The following is a 26,458-nucleotide window of genomic DNA, read 5'->3' as shown; positions in this document are numbered from 1 at the left end:
TTTGCTTGAGAGGCAAATATGCTATTTAAAGAAATCACTATGCTGTTTTTAACATACTTTAACAGAACAAATTAAAGGAAATTTTGCGCCTTATTCATTATCCCGAGCGTAGCCGAGGATCCGTTTATGGAATAGATTCCTCCACTACGGTTGACATGACATGTATATGTCTTTTTGGGTAGTTTAACCGATAGTTGTAAAAGAAATATAGCTTAACATTTACACAATCTGTTAGGTATAGATATTAAAAAGTTTAATTATTTTGTTTTATTAGCCGTGCTTAATATACTTGGAACAACATTCACCATGAATCCGCTATTTACAATATAACATGATCAAACAACTCCTTATTTCAGTTTCTTTCGTCTGTACCAACAAAGGCTGTGCTTATGGGAAGCTACAGCCTTTGTTATATAATCAACCTAAACCTTGTTAATAAACATCCGTTGCCGTATATGGTTTTATTTATTTTATTTTTTTCTTTTACGCTGGAATATGCACGGTATGAGGCTCTCTCTTCCAATTCCGGTGCTTAGCAATTGCTCGAGCAAAATCTTCAGGTTTGCCATTTATGAATACGGCATCGTCATTTTTAAAATCTTTTGCCGCAGACATGTCCATGATTTCCGCAGCCTCGCCTTCAAAAGCTAAGGCCTTGCAGTATTTTACTGATTCATTTATAAACTTGAATACTTTGCTTTCTCTTTTTAGTGCGTTTATACTTTCTTTACCACCGGGGATGTAGAGTGCATCGTAAAGTACACTTTCTGTGGTCATCAATGCAGCATCAACCGTATGCTCCATCTGTTGATTGCACGTTAATTTCCCTCCATGTGGCGCAATTAGCGTAACGACGGCTTTATTTTTTTCTAAGTAATCCTTCATTTTCTTATACGATTTCATATCAAAACCGTCTGCCGCTAAAATAGCAATCTGCCGCGTTGCGATGGTATCCGAATGGATATGCTCCTGACTGAGCGCATCAGATTTTTCAAGGTATTTTTTTACTTTCCCCGGCTCATGTTTCTTCGGATCTGCATCAGCACCGATATTTTGATTAATGGGTTTATCAATCGCTGTCGGGATAGCTAAACCTAATTTAGTGGCAACCCTTTTAGCCAGATCCTTATCTATCTGATTTAATAACCATAGCATCCTTTGCTTGATCGTATCGTATACACACTTACCTAGTTCAAAGGCATAGGCATTGACCAAATGGTTTCTTTCCCAATCCTTCAAGCTACGGTAAAATAAAGCCGGCTGCGAAAAATGATCACTAAAACTTTTACTTCTATCGCGTACTTTTTTCGCATCGATTCGCTCCTCGTACGTGTGGAAGCCGCCTTCAGCCATCTTGGCCAAATGTGGACATCCACCACCGATGCTATTGGGAAAATAAGCTGTTTTTCCTTTATCAATCGTCATGCGCATATGGGCATCACGTTGATTGTTGTGTACTGGATTAATGGGTCTATTAATAGGAATCTCATGAAAATTAGGGCTACCTAATCGAGACAACTGTGTATCTGTATAGGAAAATAATCGACCTTGAAGCAATGGATCGTTCGTAAAATCAATGCCCGGAACGATATGTCCTGGGTGAAATGCCACCTGTTCCGTTTCCGCAAAGAAATTGTCCGGATTTCTATTGAGCGTCATTTTACCTACTATTTTTACTGGAACCAGTTCTTCGGGGATTAATTTAGTAGCATCCAAAAGGTCAAAATCAAATTTATGCTCATCTTCCTCTGGGATGATCTGTAGACCCAATTCCCATTCGGGGTAGTTACCTGTTGCTATCGCCTCCCATAGATCTCGGCGATGAAAGTCTGGATCGGCTCCGTTGATTTTCACGGCCTCTTCCCAGGTTACGGAATGGATACCCAATTTAGGTTTCCAATGAAACCGGACAAAGTGTGGTTTACCTTGGGCGTTAATTAAGCGAAAAGTATGAATACCAAACCCTTCCATCATACGGAGACTCCGTGGTATCGCACGATCACTCATGGCCCACATATGATTGTGTAACGTCTCTGTTGCAAGGGAAATAAAATCATAAAATGTATCGTGCGCAGAAGCAGCTTGCGGAATTTCCCAATCGGGTTCTGGTTTGACGGAATGAATCACATCTGGAAATTTCATAGCGTCCTGTATAAAGAAAACGGGGGTATTATTGCCAACTAAATCAAATATCCCTTCGTTGGTATAAAACTTAACAGCAAACCCACGAATATCTCTCGCTAAATCGGCAGACCCTTTACTTCCGGCAACGGTAGAAAAACGAACAAATACCGGCGTTTGACGCGTTGTATCTGTCAGGAAGCCCGCTTTGGTATAAGCACTAAGGTCTTCGTACAATTCAAAGTAGCCATGTGCTCCACTTCCTCGTGCGTGGACGATCCTTTCCGGTATTCGTTCGTGATCAAAATGAGTAATCTTTTCCCGAAGAATAAAATCTTCTAGTAAGGTAGATCCGCGTTCACCTGCTTTTAAAGAATTAGCATCATCGTTAATTTTAACACCTTGATCGGTTGTCATGAATTGGTTTTCCTGCGCACTGGTGTTGCGTGCTAAATCAACCAATTTCGGATTGTCTGTTGAGCCCATTTTTTTGCTTTTCATAGGAAAAAAGTTTAGTTAGTAGAAAAAAATAATAGTTGGCCGTACTTGGTCTCTTCTTTTTTTACAAAACGCGAATCGTTATAGATTGTTTGGCCGAATAAGTAAGTGTAACATTTTTGTTTATTTAAGAAAAATTATGACTATCTTTAAACCAAGTATTTAGCGCTAAAACATGTGGTTTAATTTGCCCAAACAGGTCACGGATGATGCTATCATTAAGGGCATTCAGCAAGCCTATCCACAACGACAGGCTTGGGAAAATAAGCTTTACTTGAAGTTCCGTTATTTGATTAAGGAGGCCATTTGGAAGCACCGCTTACAGGAGGATGAAGCATCAATAGCCTATTCGGACACCATATTAGCCGTTATCCGGCAAATTAATACGGGTGCGTTCGCGCAAAAGAGTTCTTTAAAAACCTACGTTTATCGCATTTACCAAAACAAGTGCCTGGATTGCTTACGGACACTTCATGCCGGTAAACGAGGAGCCGACCTGCAAGATGGTCTGGAACATTATTTAGAGCTATTGCCTGATGAACATCAGGATACGATACGTCGCTTATGTGCTAAATACGATGTAGCAAATCTGAAAAGGCGAATCCAATTGATGGATGAACGTTGCCAGCGTATTATCTTAGCTTGGGGAGAAGGTTACCAAGATAAAGAAATTGCGGTAGAGATGGGTTATCAATCGCCTGCAGTAGCCAAAACATCACGGTTGCGTTGCTTGGAAAAGTTAAAGCAATCGTATAAAACAGTAAAAGGTTTAATCACGACAAGCGATGGAAGAGCGGATTGAACAGTATGTAGATGCCGAGCTCACAGATGTAGAAAAACGGCAGTTTGAAGCGGATCTAGTTAATGATCCGACCTTAGCCGACGATTTAGCTTTTTACCTACAAAGTAAAACAGCGGCAAAGGAAGCAGCTTATGAAACGTTGTTGGAAGAAAAACACCGACAATGGAGCACGTTGGAGGCCGAACAAGCAAGGCGCCTGTCGCCTAGCACTTGGATGAGCATAGCCGCGTCAGTATTGTTTGTTATAGCGGTTCTATTTTATTTCAATAATCCTTTCAAGTCGAGTTTGAGTAATCGCACCGAACAGTATGTAGCTACGCATTTAAAGGAACTATCGGTACATTTAGGGGATGAAGGACAGAGCTTGCAAAGGGCTATTCAAGCGTATAATCAGCAGCAATATGATCCTGCTATTACATTGGCTGCAATATACCTTACCCAGCATCCGCAAGATGCCGATGCGCTACGTGTAATCGGATTAGCCCATTTACAGAAAAAAGAATACGATCAAGCGTTGGACTATTTCCAACAGCTTCGGGCACAAACACAACTTTATAGCAATCCGGGCAAGTATTACGAAGGATTGACCTATTTATTACGCAACCAGAAAGGTGATGAAGTACGAGGAAGGAAATTGCTGCAGGAAGTTATTGCCCAAAACCTAGAAGGAAAACCGGATGCCCTAAAATTATTAAAACAATGACCTGATAAAAATCCTATATTATGAAGACAACAACTACCAAAACGGCCAATGCTTTGTTGCGAAAGAATGGCGAATTTATTGTAAAAGACCAGATTATCTTTCAGTATCCGAAACCGATGACCACAAAACAGGTTAAAGCGCAGGTGGAATATCTTTTAGGTAAAAAGGCCTTAAGAGCCACTGTTGAAGTAAAACAGCTGGATAAAAACAAGCATATTTTTCATATTTTCGGACCAGGGGTGCATAGTTGGGGGGAAGAAAAATTCATTGGTGGATATCTTAAAAATAAACCCATCCCACCGCCTCCCCCACCCATTATTCCTTCTTTAATATTCCCAAATACGGTAATAATCCAACAAACCGGATTAAAAAACTTGCCACTTTTCAAAGCAGATATCCTAAAATAGGAGGACATGTACAAGCTGGCTTTCATTGTGATATTGCTTTTATTGCCTTATCGAAGCAAATGCCAACATTCTTTAACTGACGAAGTTTGGAAACATTTTCATGAGTTAGTTTCTTTACCTATCAAAGAACAATTAGAGGGTTTTAAAAACTTACAAAATCGATGTATCCAGCAAAAATTAACAACCGATAGCACCTATACCAATTTATTATTTTTATATGCGGGTGCTGAGTTTTCAGATCACAATATAAAGAACGCTATATCATTACTAAAAGACGCAATTAATATTGCTATTAAATATCCAAACGGCACTCCATTAGCATATTTATCTAAATATCTCTTTTATTTAGCATATTACCAGGCAGAGATAGGAGAGTTAGCTAATGCGGTTAGAAACTATAATAAAGCATATCAATTGGGGATAAAGAAATATAATAAATGGAGGATTCCCTCTATGGTTTGCCAAGCGCTTTCTCATATTTATTATGAGATCGAAGATTTTCAACGAGGATTGAGCTATGCTACCTTGGGAGCAAATATCGACAAACAAAATGACGATAATTTCAATTTGACAAAAAACATATATGAACAATGTATCAACTTGCTTAGATTAGGAAAAACGGCCGAAATTGTCATAAAAATGGATTCTCTCTCTAATTTAGTTGAAAATTATTCAACAGAAATAGATAAAGGCACTTATTATGAATTTTTTGCTGAAGTTTACTCAGAAACAGGTGATTATTCCGCCGCGAAGTTCTGGTTTAATCGGGCGCTAAAAATCTTCAAAAAAACCAATTCATCTGCAGATATTGGGAAAATTTATATTAACCTACACTATTTATCGATATTACAAAATCAACTTCATTTATCCGATCAATATGAGTCATTAGCGTTTAAGTTTTCCAATAGCGGTTATCATTTATCAAGGTTTTATAACAATAAAGCATTCATCTATAAAAAGCAGAAATTTAGAGACAGTACAAAATTCTATCTGCAAAAAGCTTTAACAGTACTCCCCATGAATTTTAAACCGAGTAATGTCTTTGAAAATCCAAAAGCCACTCAGCTTAAAAACCTATCCCAAAAAGACTACGCTTTTAGCCCTCTCCTTGACAAAGCCGAAATACTTGCTTTGGACAAAACCAATAAAACCAACCTTAAATACGCCTTAAACACCTATCAATTATTGGATACTTTGGTCGACTATATCCGCTGGCAACATCAAGGCATGGCCACCAAACTCTTTTGGCGGGAAAAATTAAACAGTCTTTATGAACAGGCCATCGAAACGGCTTATCAATTAAACGATACAGAAAAAGCCTTTTATTTTTTGGAGAAAAGTCGAGCTGTTTTATTACTTGATCAACTCAACAGCCATGCGGCAAAAAACGTTTTACCCCAAGCAGAAGCCGACAAAGAAGCGGCGCTTCGCATGCAGGTAAGCTATTATCAAAACAAGGGCGATCCAAACGAGCAGCTCAGTGATTTCCTCCAAGCACAGGCCAAATTAGATGAATATGTCCAAGATTTGGAAAAACGCTATCCGCGTTATTATGAATACAAGTATAACAATCATGTACCGCGTTTGACCGAAGTACAAGATTATCTAGCCAACAGCCAACAAAGTTTATTCAGCTATTATGAAGGGAAACAGGGAATCTATCTGTTAGTGGTCACCCCTCAAAAAAGCCTACTCAAAAAAATAGACTCGGCCAGCTATTATAGTAACAAACAGGAGCTAATGTCCTTTTTTGCACATACTAATCAATTCAATCAACAGTACGAACGATACCTGCAAACTTCCAATCGTTTTTATCAACTCTTTTTAGCGCCCATCAAATCGTATTTAACATCCAGGGTGATTGTTTCCACCAGCAGTGCTATTATCCCTTTTGCAGCCCTCAGTGCTTCCGCACAAAAAGCAGATTACCTGGTAAACCACTATGCTTTCAGCTATACTTATTCCGCGCGCGCTTTACTCCATCAGCAGGTCCATCCATCCGCTGATAAAGCGCAAAACTATTTCCTTGGCGTAGCGCCGGTCGACTACCCCTATAAAAGCAGCTTAGCCCGTTTGTCGGGTGCAACAAAAGCTTTAAAAGACAATCAGCAACTCTTTCAATCCTCACTGCTCTTTACCAACGAAAAAGCCGATAAAGCCAGCTTTGAAAGGCAGTGGCCGCAAGCCAAAGTGGTACAATTGATCAGTCACGCCTATGCCGATCAAGAGAACACCCAGCCCCTCATTTACTTTGCCGATAGTAGCCTCTCTCTGAACGATATTCACCAAGAACAAGCGCAAACGCAATTACTGGTGCTTTCTGCTTGTCGTACGGGGATTGGAAAGGATTATCAAGGGGAAGGAGTTTTCAGTTTATCACGAGGTTTCATGGGCGCCGGTGTTCCCAGCATTTACAGCACCCTTTGGGATGTGGCCGATCAGGATGCTTATTCCCTCTCCCATCAGATCTTAAAATCGGCCAGCAAAGAGGTTCCATTGGATCTTGCTTTGCAAGAAGCGCAGGTCAACTGGCTCCGCAAGGCCGACCGCAGCAAGCAAATCCCCAACGCCTGGGCGGGTATTATTTTACTGGGTTCCAGTAACCCTTTAGCGCCCGAACCCACTCAATATGTGTGGTTATGGTACTTCCTCATCTTATCGGCAATGGTGACTTTTGGCAGCTGGTTTTGGATGAAAAAACGGACGGAGAAAAAGTTGTGAGTTGTCAGTTACGCGTTGTGAGCAGTAACCTGTTATCCAGTAAACCTATATTTTTTTACAGAAAAGCAAATTAATAATCTGTATACAGCTTCAAACCATCGATATATTTAAAATGTTTGAGATTTAAGGTATATAGGGATATACCTTTTACAATAGCTGTAGTAGCAATAAAAGCGTCAGGAACATCTAGATGATGACTCAACGTATATTTTTCTATTAACTGTAGTGCTACAGTTGAAATTTCATTGTCTGTATGGATAATACTTACCGCATCCAACGCCTTTTTTATCTTTGTCAGCTCTTTTCTATCTAAGGCTCCAAAATAAATTCTCCAGCCGTAATAGCACTTATCGAAATATTAGCAGATCCGATTTTCCTAAGTACTTGGATAATATCCAAATTATTTTTGGAAAATTCTATTAGAATATTGGTATCACATAGAACTAATTCTTTTTGGGCCATGCTTTTGCTCTTAATTCATCAGCATTAATATCCCTATTTTCCCACAGGCCCGCCAAAGAAAAAAAATCATCCTTAACACGATTGTCTTTCAGGCGTTTTCCTTCCATATTATCCTGCAACACTTCCACAAATTCTAAATCCTTAATAAAGGCTAGAAAATGGTCGAGCTTTTCTCGATTTTTTATTTTTATTGTAATGGTATCCATACGTTTTATTATTAAGATATACTAAGCAAGTTCCCTTCTATCTCTATAAGTTATGTCATATTATCCTGCTAAAATACTTAAAAAATCAGCTAATTACAAAACACCTTGAACCGGTGACCCCGCTTATTTGGCTGGTAATAACAAGCCTGTTGACAAACTTCCGGTATCTATTTGGCTATAGTTTTAGGCCACACACGCTCCTACCTCTGGTGCCAGTCTAGTTTCCACCGCGTTCTTTAATCTTGTTTTTGCTAACCATTTCTTCACATCATACAAGGCATAAATGCCCCAAGCGGAGAGGGAAAGCACAATCATAATCCATCCAAACAGGTATAAATGCAAGAACAACATGATCCCCAGATGTAATAGGCAAATACCTGTTAAGAAAAATACACGTACATAGGGGATCCACATGGCAATAGCATATAAGCCCTCTAGTAAAACAGTCAATATACCCAAGGTGATGGGTATCAGTCGAAAAGACGACATCCAACGCAGGTGCAGGCCGCCAAAATCGGGGTGCGTAAGCGCATAATAGATCGCGTTCCCATTCCACCAGTCGGGCTGACGGATCTTTTCAAAACCGGCGGAATAATACAACATACATAGATGTATTTGCAATACCCTTAAAGCAAATTTAGGATGAACACTCGGTATTTTTAGTCCTATACCCCACTTTATATCAAGCGCATAATACGTATTACTTGGAAAAAAAATGAGGTAAAAAAGTGCAAAATGTAAACTGATGTCTGCTCCATAGATAAAGGGTGTTATTACTTTTAAAAATACAGCATGAAAAAAAGTTAACAGCAAGGCATTAACTTGTGTAAAAAAACCAAGAGTAAGTCCTAAGGCTGATGTCATATAACAGGCAACAAAAGTATATAAAACGACAGTTTGCCGATCATCTGCTACATGAAACAAGGTACAAAAATCGGCCAGATGTATTTTCCAAAGCGGATTCATGGCCTGTGTGATTTCCCATTGAACCCAGCCCGAGGGGCCTAAAAGATCTTCTATAGCTGGTAATAATAAGGACATTTGCAGCAAGGCAAAGCTTCCTATAGCTATTCTGAAAAAAGTGAGCGCCTTCAAGATATCCCATGATGAAAGCTGTTTGTTGGCTATTGCGTTCATAAGTTATTTCTTTATTCCATTAAGGGATACAACCGCATCGTAAAATTTTTGACGTTTGGGTATACCTGGATGATGCTCCGCAAGGGAGGGATAGGTCTCAAAATTGGCAATCACATCTATCTGATCGGCGTCTTTAACTTTATTAAGTAAAAATACGCCGATAGAACGTGTCATAATTGGCTGGCTTAAACTATCGTTCAAAAAGCTTCCGGCCATATTATAAAACCGTAAACCACATTCCCTATTTGGTGAATAAAAGGTAAATCCGCGACTTGTGGTAAGTGTGTCTTCCAAGCCATTGTTATGATGTATCCTAAACTGAAAGTCCAACCGTTTATTAATGTCTCTTTTAAAGAAACCATAGGCCCATTGCGATTTATTTAAATCAGACGCAAAATCAATTGTCCGAAGAAGGCGGCCATCCGGGATTTTGCTATCGAGCGATGTTATGGCTAAAAATATCCTAATCAAATAGGCTATTAACAAAATTTGCATACCTGTTTTCATCTGTTTATTTTCTTATCTTTTTTAACACCATCACTATGTCTGGTCACAATCAATACATTTTAACGGAATTAAAGCCATGCTATCCTATTCTTTGCAAATTGGATAATATGGCCTTTAATTCTAAAACTCATCGCTTAAATTACTATTGATATTTCTGCATAATAGCGGAAATCTGCTGAATATTCTGTGTTTTAAGTCGACTGCTTAAAACACCCATGTTGATACTGCCGCTGTTCTTGGTGTTGTTGGTGTTATTAGTACCCTGATTGGCCACATCTACTACAATAATGGCCACATCCCCGATTCCACCTAACTGTTTCCCACCAGATACACGTACATCATTCAATTTTACTTTCTCTGTGAAAATCGCCGTATTGCCAGTAAAACTAACATTAAACTGGTCGCCAGCTAACTGCTTAATCGCTTCTTGGTCCGCTTTAGAGACTCCGGTTAGTTGGCGAACCTGACTTTTCGCAGTACTTTTTACAGGGGATTGTGCCCAACCTTGATAAACGATACCTAAAAATAATAGGCTTAATAAGATGAATTTAGTTTTCATAATGATTTAATTTAAAATGATTAATTAATATGTTAATAGATGATGAGTTTCAAAATCTATACTGTCACTTTTATGCGACCGCTTTATATTTTAGTCGTCATGAAGAAGGCTTATGGAAACAACTTTTAGAAAATAAAATGACTATCAGCATACGGCCTTAAATCCCAAAGCTTATCCTTTAAATGACTACTGATATTTCTGCATAATGGCGGAAATCTGCCGAATATTCTGTGCCTTAAGACGACTGCTTAAAACGCCCATGTTGATACTGCCGCTACCTTTGACAAGGCTACCAATAGAGGCTACATCAGTATCTAGTACAACCACAGCTACATTTCCAATTCCACCTAGCTGTTTTCCACCCGATACACGTACATCAGTCAATTTCACCTTTTCCGTAAAAATGGCTGTATTACCGGTAAAACTGACATTAAACTGGTCGCCAGCTAATTGTTTAATCGCTTCTTGATCTGCTTTAGAGACTCCGGTTAGTGGGCGAACCTGACTTTTCGCAGTACTTTTTACAGGGGATTGTGCCCAACTTTGATAAACGATACCTAAGCATAATAGGCTTAATAAGATGAATTTAGTTTTCATAATGATTTAATTTAAGACGATATATATGTTAATAGACGATGAGTTTCAACGTCCAGCAGTCGCTTTTATACGTGCTTTATAAATTAGTCGTCATGAAGAAGGTTTATGGAAACAACTTTTTAAAAAATTAAGGAATGGTTTGGCTCATAAGAAATGATCCCGGACAGGAATTAATTATCTATGCCCCGGAGATCACAAGTATCCAATAAAAAAGCGGATGCTGTTGTGACAACATCCGCCTATTGCTATTTGTGGCAAGGTGTGAGGTCTACTAGTCGGCTTCTCTCCACGTCTTTTCGCCCTTTTTCATCTTTTCGAGCGTCGTCCTTAAAGCCGTTTTTTCCCCTTCCGATGCTAGATCAACAGCCTTTTGCTGCCAAACCAATGCTTCGTCGGTTTTTCCCGTTTTATATAGCAAATTCGCGTAGGTATCCAAAAATGCAGGTGATTTTTCCTCCGTTTCATCAATGCTACGTTTACTCCATGCCAATGCCTCTACTACGCAGTCTGGATCTTCACAATTTTCAAAAACTGCCCAGGCAAAAGAATTGAGTTGTTCTGGCTTCACTTCAGAACCATACTGCTGCATATAACTGCGTATTGCTGGCTGAAACGCATTCCAGTCCTTCCGATACTGCATCAATTGAATCTCGGCCATCGCCAGTTGCTTGTCAACGTTAATCTTTGGGTATTTTTCTTTGATTACGGTTTTAAAGGAATCCAAGTTTGTCGTTGTTTTGGGATTCACCTTTGAAAAAACTTCTTCCCTTAGGATAATGGAAGCGACCTTATCTGCAGCTTTCCCTTTTCCCAACACCGCATCAACTTTTTCCGGTTCATTCAACATCAACTGAAACCCCTTACTTGTTGAGCTTCTAGTAAACTCACCTAAAAATTCCAGATTCTCTTTGGTGAATAGATCCTGTTGGGTATTCAGATACTCCTCAGAAATTTTGCTGGCTGTGGCCTGATCATAAGAGGAATTTGCGGCCAAGGCCACGCGTCTTAAAAATTCTGGCTCTTTATTCCCTGCTTCATACTTACGCAATAAGGTATAATACTGCTTATCGGGATCTAACGACTCTCCTAAACGAGCGATAAAACTATCTGCTTCATCGCTACCCACCATACGATGAACAATATCGCCGTTAGGTGCAAAAATAAGGTATGTTGGATAGGCCTTTACACTGTATTCTTTTGCGATAGCATCTGCATCAGCATACCAGCTCTTCACCTCTTCACTATCGTCTTTTGTTTTATCCATTTGTATTTTGAGATTCACAAAGTTCTTGTTCATGAATGTCCCTACTTTTTCTTGGGGAAAGATCGTGCTGGTCATATATTTACACGGACCACACCAAGTCGTAAAGCAATCAACAAATAAATATTTGTTTTCTTTCTTGGCTTTCTCTTTAACTTGCTGCCAGTTAAGGCCATGCTCAAAATGAGCCCCTTCTTCTTGTGCTACCACCAATAAGGGCAACATCAATAATAAAACGAATAGATTTTTCATGTGGTTAATCATTTGGGTACAACCATCTGTATGACGATATCGTCATCTCCAAGGATACTTCTTTCGTATTGATCCTAAATTTCTTTTTAAAGATAAAATATTTTACTTATGCCTGTATATTTTTTTAATGGCTATCAAGCTATTATAATTTTATTCGGTAATAAATGTAGATAGGTTTAGTGATCAACAACTAGACTCATCCCAAAAAACAATGCATTCATCCCATTTTATTGCAGCTTTATCAACAATTGGCTAAGCTTGCAGGAAATAATACATCACGCAACATGAAACTAAGACGCATAGAAGCTATTGCAGCTACTGCCATTTACCTCTTCATCATCACAATGGTTTATGGACAGCAGATGAAAAATTGGGAAGAAAAAACTAGCTTTTTTTTAATGAAACCCTTTAACGAGCAAGGGGTGTCTTTCAGTTTTTACACGAACCATTTAATACCTGTCATCATTTATTTCAGTTTATACTATATTGCTTTTCTATTAGTTAATAACTGGATTATTCCAACCTATCTCTTAAAAGAAAAGCGCTATGAAAAAGGGTTAATTATTTCGTTAATAACTTTATTTGCACTATGGGTAAGTTTTGCTTACTGTGAGTGGGCACAAAACCGTTACGAAAGACATACCTTATGGTCTTATCTTGGGAACGGCAAAACGTATGGGTCTGTTTTCATTATTATGATTACCTTGACGGTCTATAGCTTATTAAAATATGGCGTGATCTATTTATTGAGGCAAAAAGGCAACTTAACATCACGTATTGTTCGCGAAAGTCTAATTGCCGCTGCTATTATCGCAGCAATAGCTCTTCTATTAATGACCGTCCGCCCCTTTTTCGCCATATTTTGGCTAATCATTTCTCTTTATACGTTTTTGGTATATTGTCTGGATATTTATCTGCTACTTCCTTATTGCACACGGAGAAACTATCCGTTAACAAACTACTTATTCATCCGAATTCCATTATCTTTAATCCTCTATATACCCTTCGGTCTGCTATTTGCTCTTCCCGCTGGAATAAATTTCGGTGGTTTTCTTGTCATTTGGCTTTGCCTGAATATTTTATTAATTCCAACGGTACGCCATATTTACAAGCGACAAATCGGGCATCTTGCAAAATTACTGAATCTGGAAACAGCATTGGGCAAAAGTACTGCTGATTTATCATTCTTACGCTCCCAGATCAATCCACATTTCCTCTTCAATATATTAAATACCTTATATGGTACAGCCTTGGTAGAAGAAGCAGAAATGACTGCATCAGGCATACAAAAATTAGGCGACATGATGCGCTTTATGCTACATGAAAACATGCAAGACCGCATTCTTTTAATACGTGAGTTAGCCTATGTACAACACTATATCGACCTGCAAAAGCTACGCACAGCTTTATCGAATAACATTGTAGTGGAACATCAGTTGCAAGAGGTCGATGGTAATTACCAAATAGCACCCATGTTGCTTATTCCTTTTGTAGAAAATGCTTTTAAACACGGTATCAGCTTAAAGGAACGTTCGTGGATTAAGATTAATCTCTATGTAAAAGACGGTATCCTGTACTTTGACGTCTATAACAGCATCCACGAAAAAGCAATTCATGATCCGGAGAAAGATCGGAATGGTATTGGTCTCGAGATTGTACAACAACGTTTGCAACAATTATATCCTGCTAAACACGAGTTAACCATCCGTCAAACCAATGAGGAATATTTTATCCATTTAACGCTAGTATTATGAACCGTTCATGTTTAAAATTTCATTTTTATCACACAGGGAAATGTAAATTTATTCACGGATTTTAAACATTCAATTGGTGTCCATGAGCTCCGGGGTTTGAACATGGTAAGCTCCATCTGACTGATGGATTAAAAAACGCTTTGCGTTTCATGAGTACCAATAAAAAAACAATAATAGACGACAAATTATTTACAGATGAAAGTATTACTGACCACCTTACTCCTATCGTGCACCAGCATTATTTGCCTAGCCCATTTTAAACTCAGTGGTAAGATAAATGCCTATCAACAAACACCATTATCATTATCTATTAGCATTCCCTTAGTATATGCTGTGCCGAGCCGCACCAATGCAAATCAGGAAATTTCCATTAAATCTGATGGTTCGTTTACATGGCAGACCCCGTTGGATGAACCTCATTTTGCTTACCTGTTTATCGGTGATCAAAAATACCTATTATGGTTGAAACCGAATAAAGAACTCGACTTGACCATCGATGGTCGTCGTAATCATGTGGACCTGTTTCAAGGAAGTGCCGCAACAGAAAACAGATTGCTGCAATCCCTAAACTTTACCGCTTCCCCCTTTTTTATGAAAAGGGAGAATGAACACTATCCCTATGCTGCAATTACCTTTGCAGGTGCGCAAGATAGTATTGTCCGGCCCTGGCTTGCCGAACGGGAAGAAAAATTCCAGTTGATTCGTCAAAGTAACCTGAGCAAAAACGATCAGTCTATCTTAACTGCAGAAGTTCAATACAACACCTTGAATTATCTTTCTGATTTTGCTTTATCGATCGCACGATGGAAACGCGCCGATTGGAGCCAGTTTCTAACGCAATTATATGACACAGTAGACATTGCACAAACAAAGCGGGCCACGGGTTTTCAATATTACCTTTTTGTAGAACGCTATACCCGTTACTTACTGGGACAGGCACTTGCACAATATCAACAAGACACTACGCAAAAGAGCAGGCCGCTGCCTTATCTTAACATCCCTATGGATAGCGCAATGGTACTTGCCAAGGCTCATGGAGAAAACTATCTTGCCTGGCTGGCTATATACCATACCTTTGATCAGGGTACCGCTGAACACTATTTGGCCCAGCAGGTATCGGATCAATATATTGATGGTAACTATCATGACTTCACCTTTTTATTCAAAACGTTTGAACACCATTTTCCTCATAGTGTACAAGGCAAGTGGTTAAAACAATATGCGGATACGCTCAACTATAAACTATCCACCAATCAAGGCAATGCGGCAATTGAAATTCTACTAAGCCCTGATTCAATAAAGTCAATTACGAAAGTTCTCCGTCAATTCAAAGGAAAAGTAGTATACTTGGACATTTGGGGTACCTGGTGTGGCCCGTGCAAAGAAGAATTAACCTATCTCCCACAATTAAAGGATAAATTCAACGGCCAAGATCTTATATTTGTATACCTAGACATGGATGACGATGCACGCGATCAGTTATGGCGTGATTTTATCTATGTCAATAATATAACGGGTATACACCTACGTATGAATAATAAGGCAATCCAATCGGTATGGAATGAACTGCTACCTGATCAGGTAGAACTGCGAGGTCAATATCCTAGTTATTTCATTTTTGATAAGCAAGGGAATTTGGTTAAAGGGAAGGCAAAACGACCAAGCGATCAAGAAACGTTATACCAACAATTAGCCCTATACCTTAAATGATAAAAGCAATTGCTATAGATGACGAACCTTTTGCACTGGAAGTTATAGAGAAACTGGCAGAAAAAGTATCTTTTTTGCAATTGAAGCAAACGTTTACGAATGCCTTCGATGCGATGGACTTTCTCCGAAACGAACGTGTTGACCTCTTATTCTTAGATATTAAGATGCCTGATATTTCGGGCATCGATTTTTTTAATAGTCTACCCATTAAACCGCTCGTTATTTTCACAACAGCTTATGCCGAACACGCACTAACCGGATTTGAGTTAGATGCAGTTGATTATCTCCTTAAACCCTTTTCCTTTGCACGTTTCTTAAAAGCTTGCAACAAAGTAGGCGAAGTTTTGGAAATAAGAAATGCGAAACAACAGGAAGAAGATTTTCTATTTGTTAAATGCGGTTATGATCTCATTAAGATCGTGCTAAATGATATCTATTACCTGGAAGCTACCGGTAATTACGTAACTTTCGTTACTAAAAATCAACATGTTAATAGCAGAATGACACTTGTAGAATGTTTGGCACTGCTACCAAAATCCCAATTTATACGGATTCATCGTTCATTCATTATTAACCGAAATGCCTTAGATAAATTAGAACGTCACCAGGTTACCGTTCAGGGCCATATATTACCTCTTGCGGGGTCCTATCGAAAAGAATTCTTAAATAGCTTATAGCCTCTATTCAACCAAATCTCACCTAAATTCGATTGAAGTATAGCCCTATAATCCTTCCTTGCTAAATGTAGAAACCCTGTTAAACCTTGACTGTATTTTGATGTCATATACTATACTAAGCATTCCATTTATGAGCAACACATTTTATTCTTTTTGGATAGTCTCGATTCTTTTTTGGAGCCATATCAGTTTGGCACAAGCGGATGACCATAAAAAGTATGACATCATTTTAAAGCATGATGGTCAGGAAATGAAGGGTACGATTACGGAAATAACCGATGAAGCAGTTAAATTCTGTTATCCTGAAGAAACCGTACTTTACACCGTAAAAAAAACCGGCATTCAAAAAATTACTTTTGCCAACGGCCGTACAGAAATCATCAGTCCAGTTGGTGACAACTCACCTAAAACACGATCCGACAACGCGCCACCGACAGATTATCAAAACAAAGTGGCCATATTACCTGCCAGCGTAATTACCGATTTTCAGACGGTTGATGGCGAGATTTCCAATAGAATTCAATTAGCTTGTTTTAATGCCTTGTCAGAAAAATCAAAAGATCTCATCTTTGTCTCTCCGAACACAACAAATGCTTTACTGCTTAAACAAGGGATTAGCGGAAGCGAAATCAATCGTTATACCATGGAAGAACTCTGCCAGCTATTAGGTGTAAATTACCTTGTCCAAACGGTTGCGACAATCAATACCAATGCAGGTTTCTATGCACATGCTGAAGCAAGCCATAAAGACGATGTTAAATCGATAACCCAAGTTAGCAAAGGAGCAACAGACTATGACACGAATATTATGCTCAATATATTTGACCGGGATGGCAAACGGTTGTTTGGCAAGGACCGTACCTCTATTTGGCATACTTCTGACGGTTATCAAAAAACCATCGACTATTTGGCTAAGCGTACACCATTATACAAAAAATAAGGGCATCAATATCGTTTTTAACTGAAAAACCTTATAGCTTTAACCAAGCGATACCAATTCGTTTATTCATCCAAGCTTTCTGAGCTAAACCCGTGGCCCATACGTCAACACCGGATCACCTCGTTAAGCTCCCCATAAACCAGTAGAAAAAATTACAGGTTTTGTCCGATTGTCCGAAAGGTAGGACCAACTTACCTTTGAATTAAAAAACATATTACTATGAAGAAATTATTTTACGGACTGTTAGCTGGTGTATTACTGTTCTCATCTTGCTCTGATAAAGATGATGAAACACCGAGCGTTGGAACATTTAAAAAGGCAAAAATAACCATAACGGTATCAGACGATTTTAGAAAAGCGGATGGTGACTTTTTTAACACATCTGTTGTTGCAAGTAATATCACGGGGAATATTTCCCAATGGAAAGTTAATGATGAAACGCTAAAGAATCAGAATGTTGAACTAGACACCGACGATTTTGAGGGAGGCGCCACCTATGTCATTCAAGCCGATGAGCCTTTTTATGGATTAGCGATAACACTGGGAGGTTCCACTAATGGTTCTACCTTTCACATCAGCTACAAAATTGAGATCGATGGTAAGGTCGAAAACAGTGAAGAAAATGTAGCCATAAAAGCGGAGGATGAGATTTACACGAAAGGTTTCAGTTATACAGCAGATAACTAACAAAAGCAAAAACCTTATTTAGGAACCCCTATTAAAAGGCTACATGGGTAAAAAACCAGAATAGCCTTTTAATTATATGGAGCGTGCATCAAAGCTTTCCATTCGCTTTTCACTTTCTTCATAACCTACGACAAAAGTTTCTTTAACCCGCGTCGATTTCAACAAATAGATAAACCAAATGCTGCTTATGATAACGTTTTTGATCAATTGGGAGATATTTGCAGCCAAAGATTCAAAACCATACATCGCAAAAATCTCTACAATATTAAAAACAATTAGTATCCCGTAAAGCAGCAAGGCTGTTTTGGGAAAAATATCCCTCTTCTTTAACATTAAATAAAAAGTGAAAGCTGCCAATAGTCCTGTGAAAATTGTAACGGTAAATTCAAGCACTACCATTATTTTATAGGCCATGGCCATTTCCGGTCCCTTTAAATTCATTGCTTCCCATAAGCTTGAAGAAAAGTAACCTGTGGTAAAGAGACTTACCAATTGACCTAATGCCGTAAATAAAATGGAAATAGCGAGTAATACCAACCATCCGCCTAATTTTTCATATACAAAATGGTCTTCTAGCGTGCGTTCTATTTTATGTTTATACCGTTTCCAGCACCAGTAAACCGTAATAATCAGCACAACGATACTATAAAGAACAGCAAGGAAACTTATTCCAGACACCTCATGGGAAGGGGGGATATAAAAAGAATAACTTAACGATCGGTCATTAAGTTCCCTCAAGTCTGATGCGAATTGTGGCAACTCCTTTAATCCTACAACTGGAGAATGGTAAGCAAATTGGTAATCCAACATAAGCGTATCACCGATAACTGCGGTTCGAGATCCAAAAAGGTAATCTTTACGATCAAAGAATGTCTTTTCTTCTCGAATATTCCAACCAATGGGTGAGATAACCTTAATCGTGTAAGACATATCCAAAGGATAGTTCGTTGCCACCGGAACTCTTCTATTCCCAGTAATTGCAGGTAATTGCTCGGAAATCAGATTAGCAAAAAAAGATGCTTGATGAACTTTTGTGTCTTCATTTCTTTTTAAAAAACCACTGACGTAATACTTTTCGACAACAGTTAATTCATTCTTTTCCCGATCATCTTTAATCTGTAAAGAATCCTCCTGTCTAACAAAGGAGTATAATTTACCGTAGTACTCTTGGTATTTTTTTTCCAGTTGAGCGTATCCCATATCGGTAAACGAGGATCTATTGGCATCAGCTTGAGAGCCAGTATAACGTGTACAAACGTTTAAAATAGCTGATGTACTATCTCGACCCAATATTTTATAGGTCTCTTCAATACAGACTTTGCCACTAACACTCGAACCGATTTCTCTCATTAGACCAGTTTTTTCGTCAGAAACCAGTAAACATGTACCATAATCTGGCACATACAGCTCCTTTACATTCCCTCCTTGGCCGGAAATCGTAGGATCAACATATTGACCTCGTTGATCTATTTCCACATATACAATCATATGATTAAAAACGTCAGGTGTAGGCAGGTAATTTTTTAAGGATCTACCTAACTGCGTGCTGGCTAATACCAAATTAGCCTTCAACCCGCCGTATCTTAAAATACTAGCTAACAATAAGGATTTGTCTTTACAATCACCGTAACGTTGATTAAAAACTTTTTCAGGCGCATTACTTCGATGAGAATATTCACCAACTTCTACTCCCATATAACGAATATCATCTTGGACAAGTCTTATCGCCGATGCAAGAAATTGGTAAAGATTCCCCTTACTCAAGGTTAACAGCTCATTGACTTTGTCCAGTAGGTCGCCTGATAAGTTTGCTTTTACCGGATTTACTTTCGCAGCCCAAGAGGCCACTTCTTCCCAACTGCTCCATTCAGTACATTGCACATGGCGATAATTATCGTACCAAGAAGGCTGATAGTCTTCGTAATCTAAAGCTGGAACTCCTGTTGCATGCCATTCATAACTGATTTGATTTCCTTCTTCCGTTTTTGTGGGTAAGCCAACGCCATTAAAACCTTTAAAATGTAAGCGACGATTTTTGTTCGCTAACACACGAACTTGGATTTGACCTAGCGGTGCTCCAGATTGCAGGTAATAATCGTCACCATAACGATTCCCAAAAATAGGGTTTCGCCCGATAAGGGAATACGAATATTCAACTTGATCACCTACCCTCAAATCTTCTAAAATTAAGTATGCCAGATAACTTCCTTTGTAAATGGAACGAGCAAGTTCTTGCTCATCAGCCATGACTTTAAATGCCGCCAAATCCAACTTATCTTTTATTTGGCCATTGCGTAGAATATTAACACTATGTAGGACTAAACGCTGATAGGATGGATTGAAATTAATATAAATTTCACCGGTATTTTGAATGCCACTTTCTGAAACAATGTTTTTTACTATTTTGGTATAGGCCACTTGTTGTTCTACGGCTACTTCGTAATCATAGTAACTAATATAATATCCATCTCTTATTTCCCTGTTAGCAGGCTTTGTATTAGTAGATTTGGCCTCCTTTACCCAATCTGGAACGATAGCTTTTGTTAGTTTGGGCAAGGCATGTGCTGCACATATAAATTTTGGAGCTATTATAAAGGAAAGAAAAGTTAAAAGGTTGATTAAAGTTAATTTCATTAAGGTTTAAGTTATATTTCCAAATATAAATGATTGAATGAATTTTTACAAAGACAATTTACTTTATTTTGCTCATTTTCTCTGTAGGTATTTCCCACCCAAACTTTCATTCCATCAACTACCTATTAATGGCTATCTCACGAGAAAGAACAAGCTTATAAAACAGATGACAAGCAGACACCTGAAATTTTTATCATAACAAATTTTGCACATTTAGTGCTTTAGCAAATGCTTGTATAAAACATTCGATTTCATATTGTATTCCGGTATCCAGAAGCTCTCCGGTGGCATTTAGTTTCCCTTTAATTCCCTTAATGAGTAAGGTTGTTTCTGGATTAAAACGAGCGCCCAGAGTATGCATAATTAAGCCGAGTTCTTCATGGGCTTTTTCACCCGATGCCGATGCGGTGATTAATCCAACAATTTTTTCTGTGAATATTGTAGTAGAAACACACCATTCCAATGCGTTTTTTAAGCCACTTGGCAAACTGAAAATATATTCAGGCGTACAAATGAGCACACCGTCAGCATGGGCAATTAACGTTCGGAAGCTTGCAATCGATGCAGGTGGATTATCCTGATCGATATCCGGATTAAAGTGAGGTAAATCAGCCAAATCCTGAAAAAGCGTAATCGTAAAAAAAGCCTCTGTAAGTTCGGCAATTCTGTTAACCAATTTGATGTTGGAAGAATCTTTACACAAACTTCCTATGATCGCTACGATATTCCTTTTCACCGTTAAGAGCTAAAAATTTAACAATACAAATTAAACAGGCTCTAAACCTTCACGTTCATTTTGCTGTATTTATTTCGATATTCGATAGGTGTAAGTCCGGTTACCTTCTTAAATACATCCCTAAATGCTTTCGTATCCGTATACCCAACATCATACATCACTTCAGATACGTTTTTTCTGGAGGCTTCAAAGCTACGCTTAGCCGATTCAATACGCACGCGCTGAATATATTCCGTCACTGTATTATTGGTGGCATGTTTAAAGCGCCGTTCAAAGCTTCTTCTACTTATATTCACTTTTGCGGCTAGGTCTTCAATAGTGTGTTTATTGGCGTAATTTTGCTCAATGAATTCCTGTGCCAGCAAGATTTCTTCGTCTTTATGATCTTTTTGACCCGAAAAAATAGTGAATGCTCCCTGACTGTTCCGATCAATATCTATGGCAAAATATTTTGCCGCCATAATAGCAATATTACGATCAGTATATTTTTCTAGTAAATATAGTAGCAAGTTCCAGATAGAATTGGCACCCCCACTAGAATAAATATTTCCCTCATCAGTGATGATCGTACCTTCAACTAAGTGTATGTCTGGATAAGTTTCCTTAAATTCGTGGTAATAAGCCCAATGCGTAGAACACTTTTTATTATTTACCAGGCCCGTAGCTCCCAATAGAAAGGCGCCTAAACATAAACTAGCGATCTCTGTTCCAATACGGTGCATTTTTATGAACCACGGAATGGCTTCTTCATTCGCTTTTACGGCATCGCGCATCCTACCATATAAAGCGGGAATAATGACTAGATCCGTATGGTCCACTTCATCCAAGAGTCGGTCAATCTTGATCACGTATTCCCCATCATTTGCAGCAATATTTTTTTTTATTCCCACGTATTCTACCTGAAATAAAGCTTTTTCTCCTGAGGCAATAAGCAGCTCATTTGCAGTCTTAAACAAGCGGTATGGCGGCGTAATCGATTCGATCACCGCGCACTGTGGAACAAATATGGATATACGCTTCATTCGTAAACAATCTATTTTTAATTGGTTTATGGAATTTCTGTTTAATTGCCTAACAAACTTATGTAAAATGCCCGGTATTCGCGAATACTAACAATAATTTTTAATGTGAATGACTGCCCTTCCTTACGAAAGCACTTGTCATAATTGACCAGCAAAATAGGCACTTTTATACGCTGCGAATTCCCTTTAACTACCGCATCTTTATAGGATCGTTCGGTAGCAAATTAAAACCAGGTTAACAAGAAAAACATATCTATGACAATCAATATATACCTCACATTTAATGGAAATTGCAGGGAAGCAATGACTTTTTATCAGTATTGTTTAGGTGGAAAGCTCCATTTGCAAACGCTTGATTCTTTATGGTCGTCAACTATATGTCCTATAGAAAATCTTATCGTTAATGCTACCCTTATTCATGACGGCTTAACGATCATGGCGTCTGACTTGGTAGACGAAATGGGCTTACAAAGAGGAAATGCTGTATCGATTATGCTAAATTGTCAAAATATCCATGAATTAAAGAATTGTTATCGGAAACTCGCAGATGGAGCTACTAGTCTCCGTCCTCTTGGGCCAACTTACTGGAATGCCTTATTTGGTAGTTTAACCGATAAATATGGTAATAATTGGTTGTTGTATTATCAGGATAAACTAAACAAAAAAGATTAGTTTTGCGAAAGGATCATCTTTCCTTTTTTGGTACTTTTTATGATAACGGTATATCTTTTCAGCGGCTTAGGCGCCGATTATCGAGCTTTTCGATACCTTGATCTTTCGGGATTCCATGTCGTGCATATCCCCTGGATCACCCCCTTGGCACATGAGCACATCGAAAGCTATGCTAAAAGATTGTCTGCACCCATTACCGCACCTAACGCTATTCTCATTGGTTTATCTTTTGGAGGTATCCTCGCCATTGAAGTAGCTAAGCAGGTCGCTGTACACGGTATTATTTTATTAGCGTCTATTAAAAATTATTCCGAACTTCCCTTTTATTACCGATGGATTGGGAAATTGAGATTACACCACCTTGTACCAACATCTTGGCTCGCCAAACCCCACTTTTGGAGTGCTTGGATTTTTGGTGCCAAGACTAAGGCTGAAAAAAAACTAATGGCTACCATTTTAAAGGATACAGATATACCTTTCTTAACTTGGGCACTTGACGTCATTTTATCCTGGAAAAACACCGAGATTCCAAACAGATTGATTCATATTCATGGCACTAAAGACCGCCTCTTACCACTTCGTTTTGTGAATGCAGACATCATTATCGATGGCGGAGAACATTTAATGACCATCAACAAAGCGAAAGAAGTATCGAAAGCTATTCGCCATGCTATAGTCCATTTCTTTCCAACGGTCTACCCTCCCAAGTGCTCGGAATCGGATGTAATTAAGAGGTCTATTTGATAAGAACACGATTTCTCCACTTCGGTAGAGATGACGGATTTATACTGGTTATTTTTTCTGATAGCCATAAAATTAAAAACAACATAAAAAACGCATTGCGAGGAGCAATGACGAAAAACTTTTTTTGTCAAGTACTAAATTATTTTGCATAAATTTATAACTTAAATCAAACCATTTTATGAAGAGAACCGCCTTAATTGCTGCTCTATTTTTTATATTAAGCTCGTTTGCGCCAAAAGAAACGACTTGGCTTGCTTTGGGTGACTCCATTACTTATCTAAACGACCATCTGGATGAAACTGGACATCGGGTTACCAAAGGTTACTTAACAAGGGTCACCGAAAAATTTCCGCAGATGCACTATATTAATCAAGGACATAATGGTTGGACAGCCGTGCGTATTGCACAGGAAATTGAAAACCTTCATCTTATTAAAGCAGATGTTTACACCGTTTTTTTAGGAACCAACGATTGGTGGGCCGGTCTACCCTTAGGTTGGATAAAAGACTACCAACAAAACACCGGAAATGGAACGGTATATGGAGCCTTTCGCACTATTATTAACAAAATCCGAAATTTAAACGGCACAGCAAAAATTATACTCATTACGCCTATGCAACGCGCCGACTTTGTATACATTAATGATGCACATAATAATGCTTGGGGATCATACCGGGAAAAAAATGGACAGTCTTTGGCACAGTTTGCGGAAGCTGTAAAAACCATTGGCCAGTTAGAACAGTTGGAGGTTATCGATCTTTATCATGAGGAACGCTTAGCGTTGGAAAAATTAATTAAATATAAACGCTTAAAGGAGCCAGGGACTGAAAATTATAAAAACTATACCTACCCGGCCTATACAACTATTCCTTTCCATCCAGATACAGATGAATACCCTTATCCGAAAGAAGCAATTGCCCTGACTTATGATGGCTTGCATCCTTCCGATAAAGGCAATCAGGTTATCGCCAGTCTCTTAGTAAAAAGTTTAAAAAATATGCATTTGAGACATTAACCGTTTCACTTTTACTCATGAACAACTGCTTAACAGGGTTAACAAACAGCATCCAAAGCTGTATTTGCTTTACTGTAATCCTTTGCTTAAGTATAAGTATCAGAAATTTTGCATTCGATGGTCCGGCGACTTGGAGAGACATACCGGTGCCACAAGCACCTGCTAACGCATTAGATATTCGTCAGGCCTTCGGTGCAAAAGGTGATGGCATTAGCGATGATAGCCAAGCCTTTATTCGTGCAGCGAAAACAGGCAAACCGATTCAGGTTACTTCAGGAACTTACCTCATCACAACGCCTTTCCAGTTTTCCGACGGTTTTATTTTATATGGGGTTGGAAAGCCGATATTAAAAATGACAGGACGCAACGGTATTACTGCCGAAAGTGCAAACAATATAGGCTCTTATGGGATAACCTTTGAAGGAAAAGGAATCGATTTTAAGGGAGACATCAATGGATATAATAGGCACGTACAGCTCGTAGGAAATGTTTTTCGACATATTTGGGATGGATCTAACGGAGTAACGTTCAAGTATGTTGCGGATCTTACATTAAGAGGGAACCAGTTTATTGACATCATTGAACAAGAGGGCGGATGGCGCAACTATCGGGGAGTACCTTGGAATCCAAATGGAAGTGGATTTTGGGCATATGGTTTTGGTGATCACATCGATATCAGTTTCAACTATTTTGAACATATGGGTTTCAATGGGATTAAAGGTTTTTTTAATGGCCCCGATATCAGTCATGATTTTAAGAGTACCAACAATGAATTTGCTTGGATTCACCGTATAGCATCCGAATTTCAGCATTGTAGTAATAATGACAATGGCTGTTTATTAAAAGGTCAAGAGGGAAGTTCGGTTATCGCACCCTATCTGGCCAACAACTATGCACATGATTTTTGGTATGCCAATGCAGCAACTTTTGGATTCAGCTGGCCCATCGATCAGAATAAGGAAGGAATATATATAAACAATACCGTAATTGATAATATACCATGCTGCACCTACCAAAAGGGACATTTGGGTTATGGGCTTGAAGTAAGCGGATACCGTGTATTGGTTCAAGGTAACGTTGTTATCTCTACTGTAGAAAAAATAAACAATAGCACCGGATGGGGTGCTGCTATTGGAACTGATCGATTATATCAAGGTTACCTAACCATGAACATCGTTTGCGGACCCAACAGTAAGATTATACAAGGAGCCGATGGAGGGCCAACAAATAACGACACCGCTTTTAATTATGTCACTGTCCAAGCCTCTCCATATGGAGATAAACAGCTTACTTCGAGTCTTATCGAAGCAGGGATCAAACGAGATACGCTTTGGGTACGCAGCAGACTCTCAATCGCCCAAGTAACTTTTTTAGACAGCAAAACCACCAAAATAATAGGTACGAGCTTATTACAAGACAAGAACAGTAATTTTGCTCATGATCTTTTATGGTATTACCATTTACCCTTTAAGCGGCCGAGGTTTCTTCAAGTCGTTATTACTGATGTTGCTGGACACTCCAAAATTATTCACTCTTCATATTCCGGAAAAGAAGAGCATTTCTATGGTTTTATTAAAAAACCATAAGCAAAAAAAAGCCATTTGCTCTTAACAAATGGCTTTTCGTTGTTTGAC

At 38.7% G+C, this 26,458-nt stretch carries 24 protein-coding genes; 13 read left to right on the top strand and 11 right to left on the bottom strand.

Annotated features, from left to right (window positions below; genetic code table 11):
• Positions 1 to 483: 483 nt before the first annotated feature.
• Positions 484 to 2,622, bottom strand: coding sequence for a catalase (locus tag ABD930_RS10290; protein WP_345231628.1), 2,139 nt, complete (start codon positions 2,620 to 2,622; stop codon positions 484 to 486).
• A gap of 172 nt (positions 2,623 to 2,794) precedes the next feature.
• Between ABD930_RS10290 and ABD930_RS10285 the strand changes: the two genes are divergently transcribed.
• Genes ABD930_RS10285 through ABD930_RS10270 form a run of 4 tightly spaced genes read left to right on the top strand, consistent with a single transcriptional unit; the run spans position 2,795 to position 7,252 of the window.
• The gene (locus ABD930_RS10285) at positions 2,795 to 3,421 is read left to right on the top strand and encodes an RNA polymerase sigma factor (RefSeq protein WP_345231627.1); all 627 of its coding nucleotides are present in this window, start codon (positions 2,795 to 2,797) and stop codon (positions 3,419 to 3,421) included.
• Positions 3,405 to 4,124 (top strand): anti-sigma factor, encoded by a 720-nt coding sequence (locus ABD930_RS10280; protein ID WP_345231626.1) that lies wholly within the window; start codon positions 3,405 to 3,407, stop codon positions 4,122 to 4,124. The genes ABD930_RS10285 and ABD930_RS10280 overlap by 17 nt, the downstream gene beginning before the upstream one ends.
• A 20-nt stretch (positions 4,125 to 4,144) precedes the next feature.
• The gene (locus ABD930_RS10275) at positions 4,145 to 4,531 is read left to right on the top strand and encodes a hypothetical protein (protein ID WP_345231625.1); all 387 of its coding nucleotides are present in this window, start codon (positions 4,145 to 4,147) and stop codon (positions 4,529 to 4,531) included.
• 6 nt (positions 4,532 to 4,537) lie between these two features.
• The gene (locus tag ABD930_RS10270) at positions 4,538 to 7,252 is read left to right on the top strand and encodes a CHAT domain-containing protein (RefSeq protein ID WP_345231624.1); all 2,715 of its coding nucleotides are present in this window, start codon (positions 4,538 to 4,540) and stop codon (positions 7,250 to 7,252) included.
• A gap of 70 nt (positions 7,253 to 7,322) precedes the next feature.
• Here ABD930_RS10270 and ABD930_RS10265 read toward each other — a convergent pair whose 3' ends face one another.
• From ABD930_RS10265 to ABD930_RS10235, 7 genes are all read right to left on the bottom strand, one after another.
• Positions 7,323 to 7,550 carry a PIN domain-containing protein gene (locus tag ABD930_RS10265; protein ID WP_345231647.1) on the bottom strand — a complete coding sequence of 76 codons (228 nt, stop codon included), beginning with the start codon at positions 7,548 to 7,550 and terminating at the stop codon, positions 7,323 to 7,325.
• Positions 7,551 to 7,695: 145 nt separating this feature from the next.
• The gene (locus ABD930_RS10260) at positions 7,696 to 7,920 is read right to left on the bottom strand and encodes a hypothetical protein (protein WP_345231623.1); all 225 of its coding nucleotides are present in this window, start codon (positions 7,918 to 7,920) and stop codon (positions 7,696 to 7,698) included.
• Between the two features lie 183 nt (positions 7,921 to 8,103).
• On the bottom strand, positions 8,104 to 9,057 hold the full coding sequence (locus tag ABD930_RS10255; RefSeq protein WP_345231622.1) for a hypothetical protein: 954 nt from the start codon (positions 9,055 to 9,057) through the stop codon (positions 8,104 to 8,106).
• A 3-nt stretch (positions 9,058 to 9,060) separates the two neighbouring features.
• Entirely contained in the window at positions 9,061 to 9,564 is a 504-nt protein-coding gene (locus ABD930_RS10250) for a hypothetical protein (RefSeq protein WP_345231621.1), read from the bottom strand.
• Between the two features lie 142 nt (positions 9,565 to 9,706).
• Positions 9,707 to 10,123 carry a hypothetical protein gene (locus ABD930_RS10245; protein ID WP_345231620.1) on the bottom strand — a complete coding sequence of 139 codons (417 nt, stop codon included), beginning with the start codon at positions 10,121 to 10,123 and terminating at the stop codon, positions 9,707 to 9,709.
• A gap of 186 nt (positions 10,124 to 10,309) precedes the next feature.
• Positions 10,310 to 10,720, bottom strand: coding sequence for a hypothetical protein (locus tag ABD930_RS10240; protein ID WP_345231619.1), 411 nt, complete (start codon positions 10,718 to 10,720; stop codon positions 10,310 to 10,312).
• 271 nt (positions 10,721 to 10,991) lie between these two features.
• The gene (locus ABD930_RS10235) at positions 10,992 to 12,233 is read right to left on the bottom strand and encodes a thioredoxin family protein (protein ID WP_345231618.1); all 1,242 of its coding nucleotides are present in this window, start codon (positions 12,231 to 12,233) and stop codon (positions 10,992 to 10,994) included.
• A 284-nt stretch (positions 12,234 to 12,517) separates the two neighbouring features.
• Between ABD930_RS10235 and ABD930_RS10230 the strand changes: the two genes are divergently transcribed.
• The 5 genes from ABD930_RS10230 to ABD930_RS10210 all read left to right on the top strand — a co-directional run bounded on the left by ABD930_RS10230 (position 12,518) and on the right by ABD930_RS10210 (position 18,001).
• The gene (locus ABD930_RS10230; protein WP_345231617.1) at positions 12,518 to 13,987 is read left to right on the top strand and encodes a sensor histidine kinase; all 1,470 of its coding nucleotides are present in this window, start codon (positions 12,518 to 12,520) and stop codon (positions 13,985 to 13,987) included.
• Between the two features lie 195 nt (positions 13,988 to 14,182).
• Positions 14,183 to 15,697, top strand: coding sequence for a TlpA family protein disulfide reductase (locus tag ABD930_RS10225; RefSeq protein WP_345231616.1), 1,515 nt, complete (start codon positions 14,183 to 14,185; stop codon positions 15,695 to 15,697).
• Positions 15,694 to 16,374 (top strand): LytR/AlgR family response regulator transcription factor, encoded by a 681-nt coding sequence (locus ABD930_RS10220; RefSeq protein ID WP_345231615.1) that lies wholly within the window; start codon positions 15,694 to 15,696, stop codon positions 16,372 to 16,374. The genes ABD930_RS10225 and ABD930_RS10220 overlap by 4 nt, the downstream gene beginning before the upstream one ends.
• 130 nt (positions 16,375 to 16,504) lie before the next feature.
• Complete coding sequence (locus ABD930_RS10215; protein WP_345231614.1) at positions 16,505 to 17,314, top strand: hypothetical protein; 810 nt, start codon at positions 16,505 to 16,507, stop codon at positions 17,312 to 17,314.
• A gap of 219 nt (positions 17,315 to 17,533) precedes the next feature.
• Positions 17,534 to 18,001 (top strand): hypothetical protein, encoded by a 468-nt coding sequence (locus ABD930_RS10210; RefSeq protein WP_345231613.1) that lies wholly within the window; start codon positions 17,534 to 17,536, stop codon positions 17,999 to 18,001.
• A 72-nt stretch (positions 18,002 to 18,073) separates the two neighbouring features.
• Here the strand turns inward: ABD930_RS10210 and ABD930_RS10205 are convergent, their stop codons facing one another.
• The 3 genes from ABD930_RS10205 to ABD930_RS10195 form a co-directional block, all read right to left on the bottom strand.
• Positions 18,074 to 20,635, bottom strand: a complete 2,562-nt coding sequence (locus ABD930_RS10205) for a DUF3857 domain-containing protein (RefSeq protein WP_345231612.1) — start codon at positions 20,633 to 20,635, stop codon at positions 18,074 to 18,076.
• A gap of 193 nt (positions 20,636 to 20,828) precedes the next feature.
• Positions 20,829 to 21,371: an NADPH-dependent FMN reductase gene (locus ABD930_RS10200; RefSeq protein ID WP_345231611.1), complete on the bottom strand. Its 543-nt coding sequence runs from the start codon at positions 21,369 to 21,371 to the stop codon at positions 20,829 to 20,831.
• A gap of 41 nt (positions 21,372 to 21,412) precedes the next feature.
• Positions 21,413 to 22,393: a GlxA family transcriptional regulator gene (locus ABD930_RS10195; RefSeq protein WP_345231610.1), complete on the bottom strand. Its 981-nt coding sequence runs from the start codon at positions 22,391 to 22,393 to the stop codon at positions 21,413 to 21,415.
• A 255-nt stretch (positions 22,394 to 22,648) separates the two neighbouring features.
• Between ABD930_RS10195 and ABD930_RS10190 the strand changes: the two genes are divergently transcribed.
• The 4 genes from ABD930_RS10190 to ABD930_RS10175 all read left to right on the top strand — a co-directional run bounded on the left by ABD930_RS10190 (position 22,649) and on the right by ABD930_RS10175 (position 26,410).
• On the top strand, positions 22,649 to 23,065 hold the full coding sequence (locus ABD930_RS10190; RefSeq protein WP_345231609.1) for a VOC family protein: 417 nt from the start codon (positions 22,649 to 22,651) through the stop codon (positions 23,063 to 23,065).
• 39 nt (positions 23,066 to 23,104) lie between these two features.
• Positions 23,105 to 23,809, top strand: coding sequence for an alpha/beta hydrolase (locus ABD930_RS10185; RefSeq protein ID WP_345231608.1), 705 nt, complete (start codon positions 23,105 to 23,107; stop codon positions 23,807 to 23,809).
• A gap of 178 nt (positions 23,810 to 23,987) precedes the next feature.
• On the top strand, positions 23,988 to 24,824 hold the full coding sequence (locus ABD930_RS10180; RefSeq protein ID WP_345231607.1) for an SGNH/GDSL hydrolase family protein: 837 nt from the start codon (positions 23,988 to 23,990) through the stop codon (positions 24,822 to 24,824).
• Positions 24,825 to 24,841: 17 nt separating this feature from the next.
• The gene (locus ABD930_RS10175; protein ID WP_345231606.1) at positions 24,842 to 26,410 is read left to right on the top strand and encodes a pectate lyase family protein; all 1,569 of its coding nucleotides are present in this window, start codon (positions 24,842 to 24,844) and stop codon (positions 26,408 to 26,410) included.
• Positions 26,411 to 26,458: the final 48 nt, after the last annotated feature.

The organism is Olivibacter ginsenosidimutans, from assembly GCF_039542865.1.
Lineage (GTDB): Bacteria > Bacteroidota > Bacteroidia > Sphingobacteriales > Sphingobacteriaceae > Olivibacter > Olivibacter ginsenosidimutans.
This window is presented reverse-complemented; position numbering and strand designations above follow the sequence as displayed.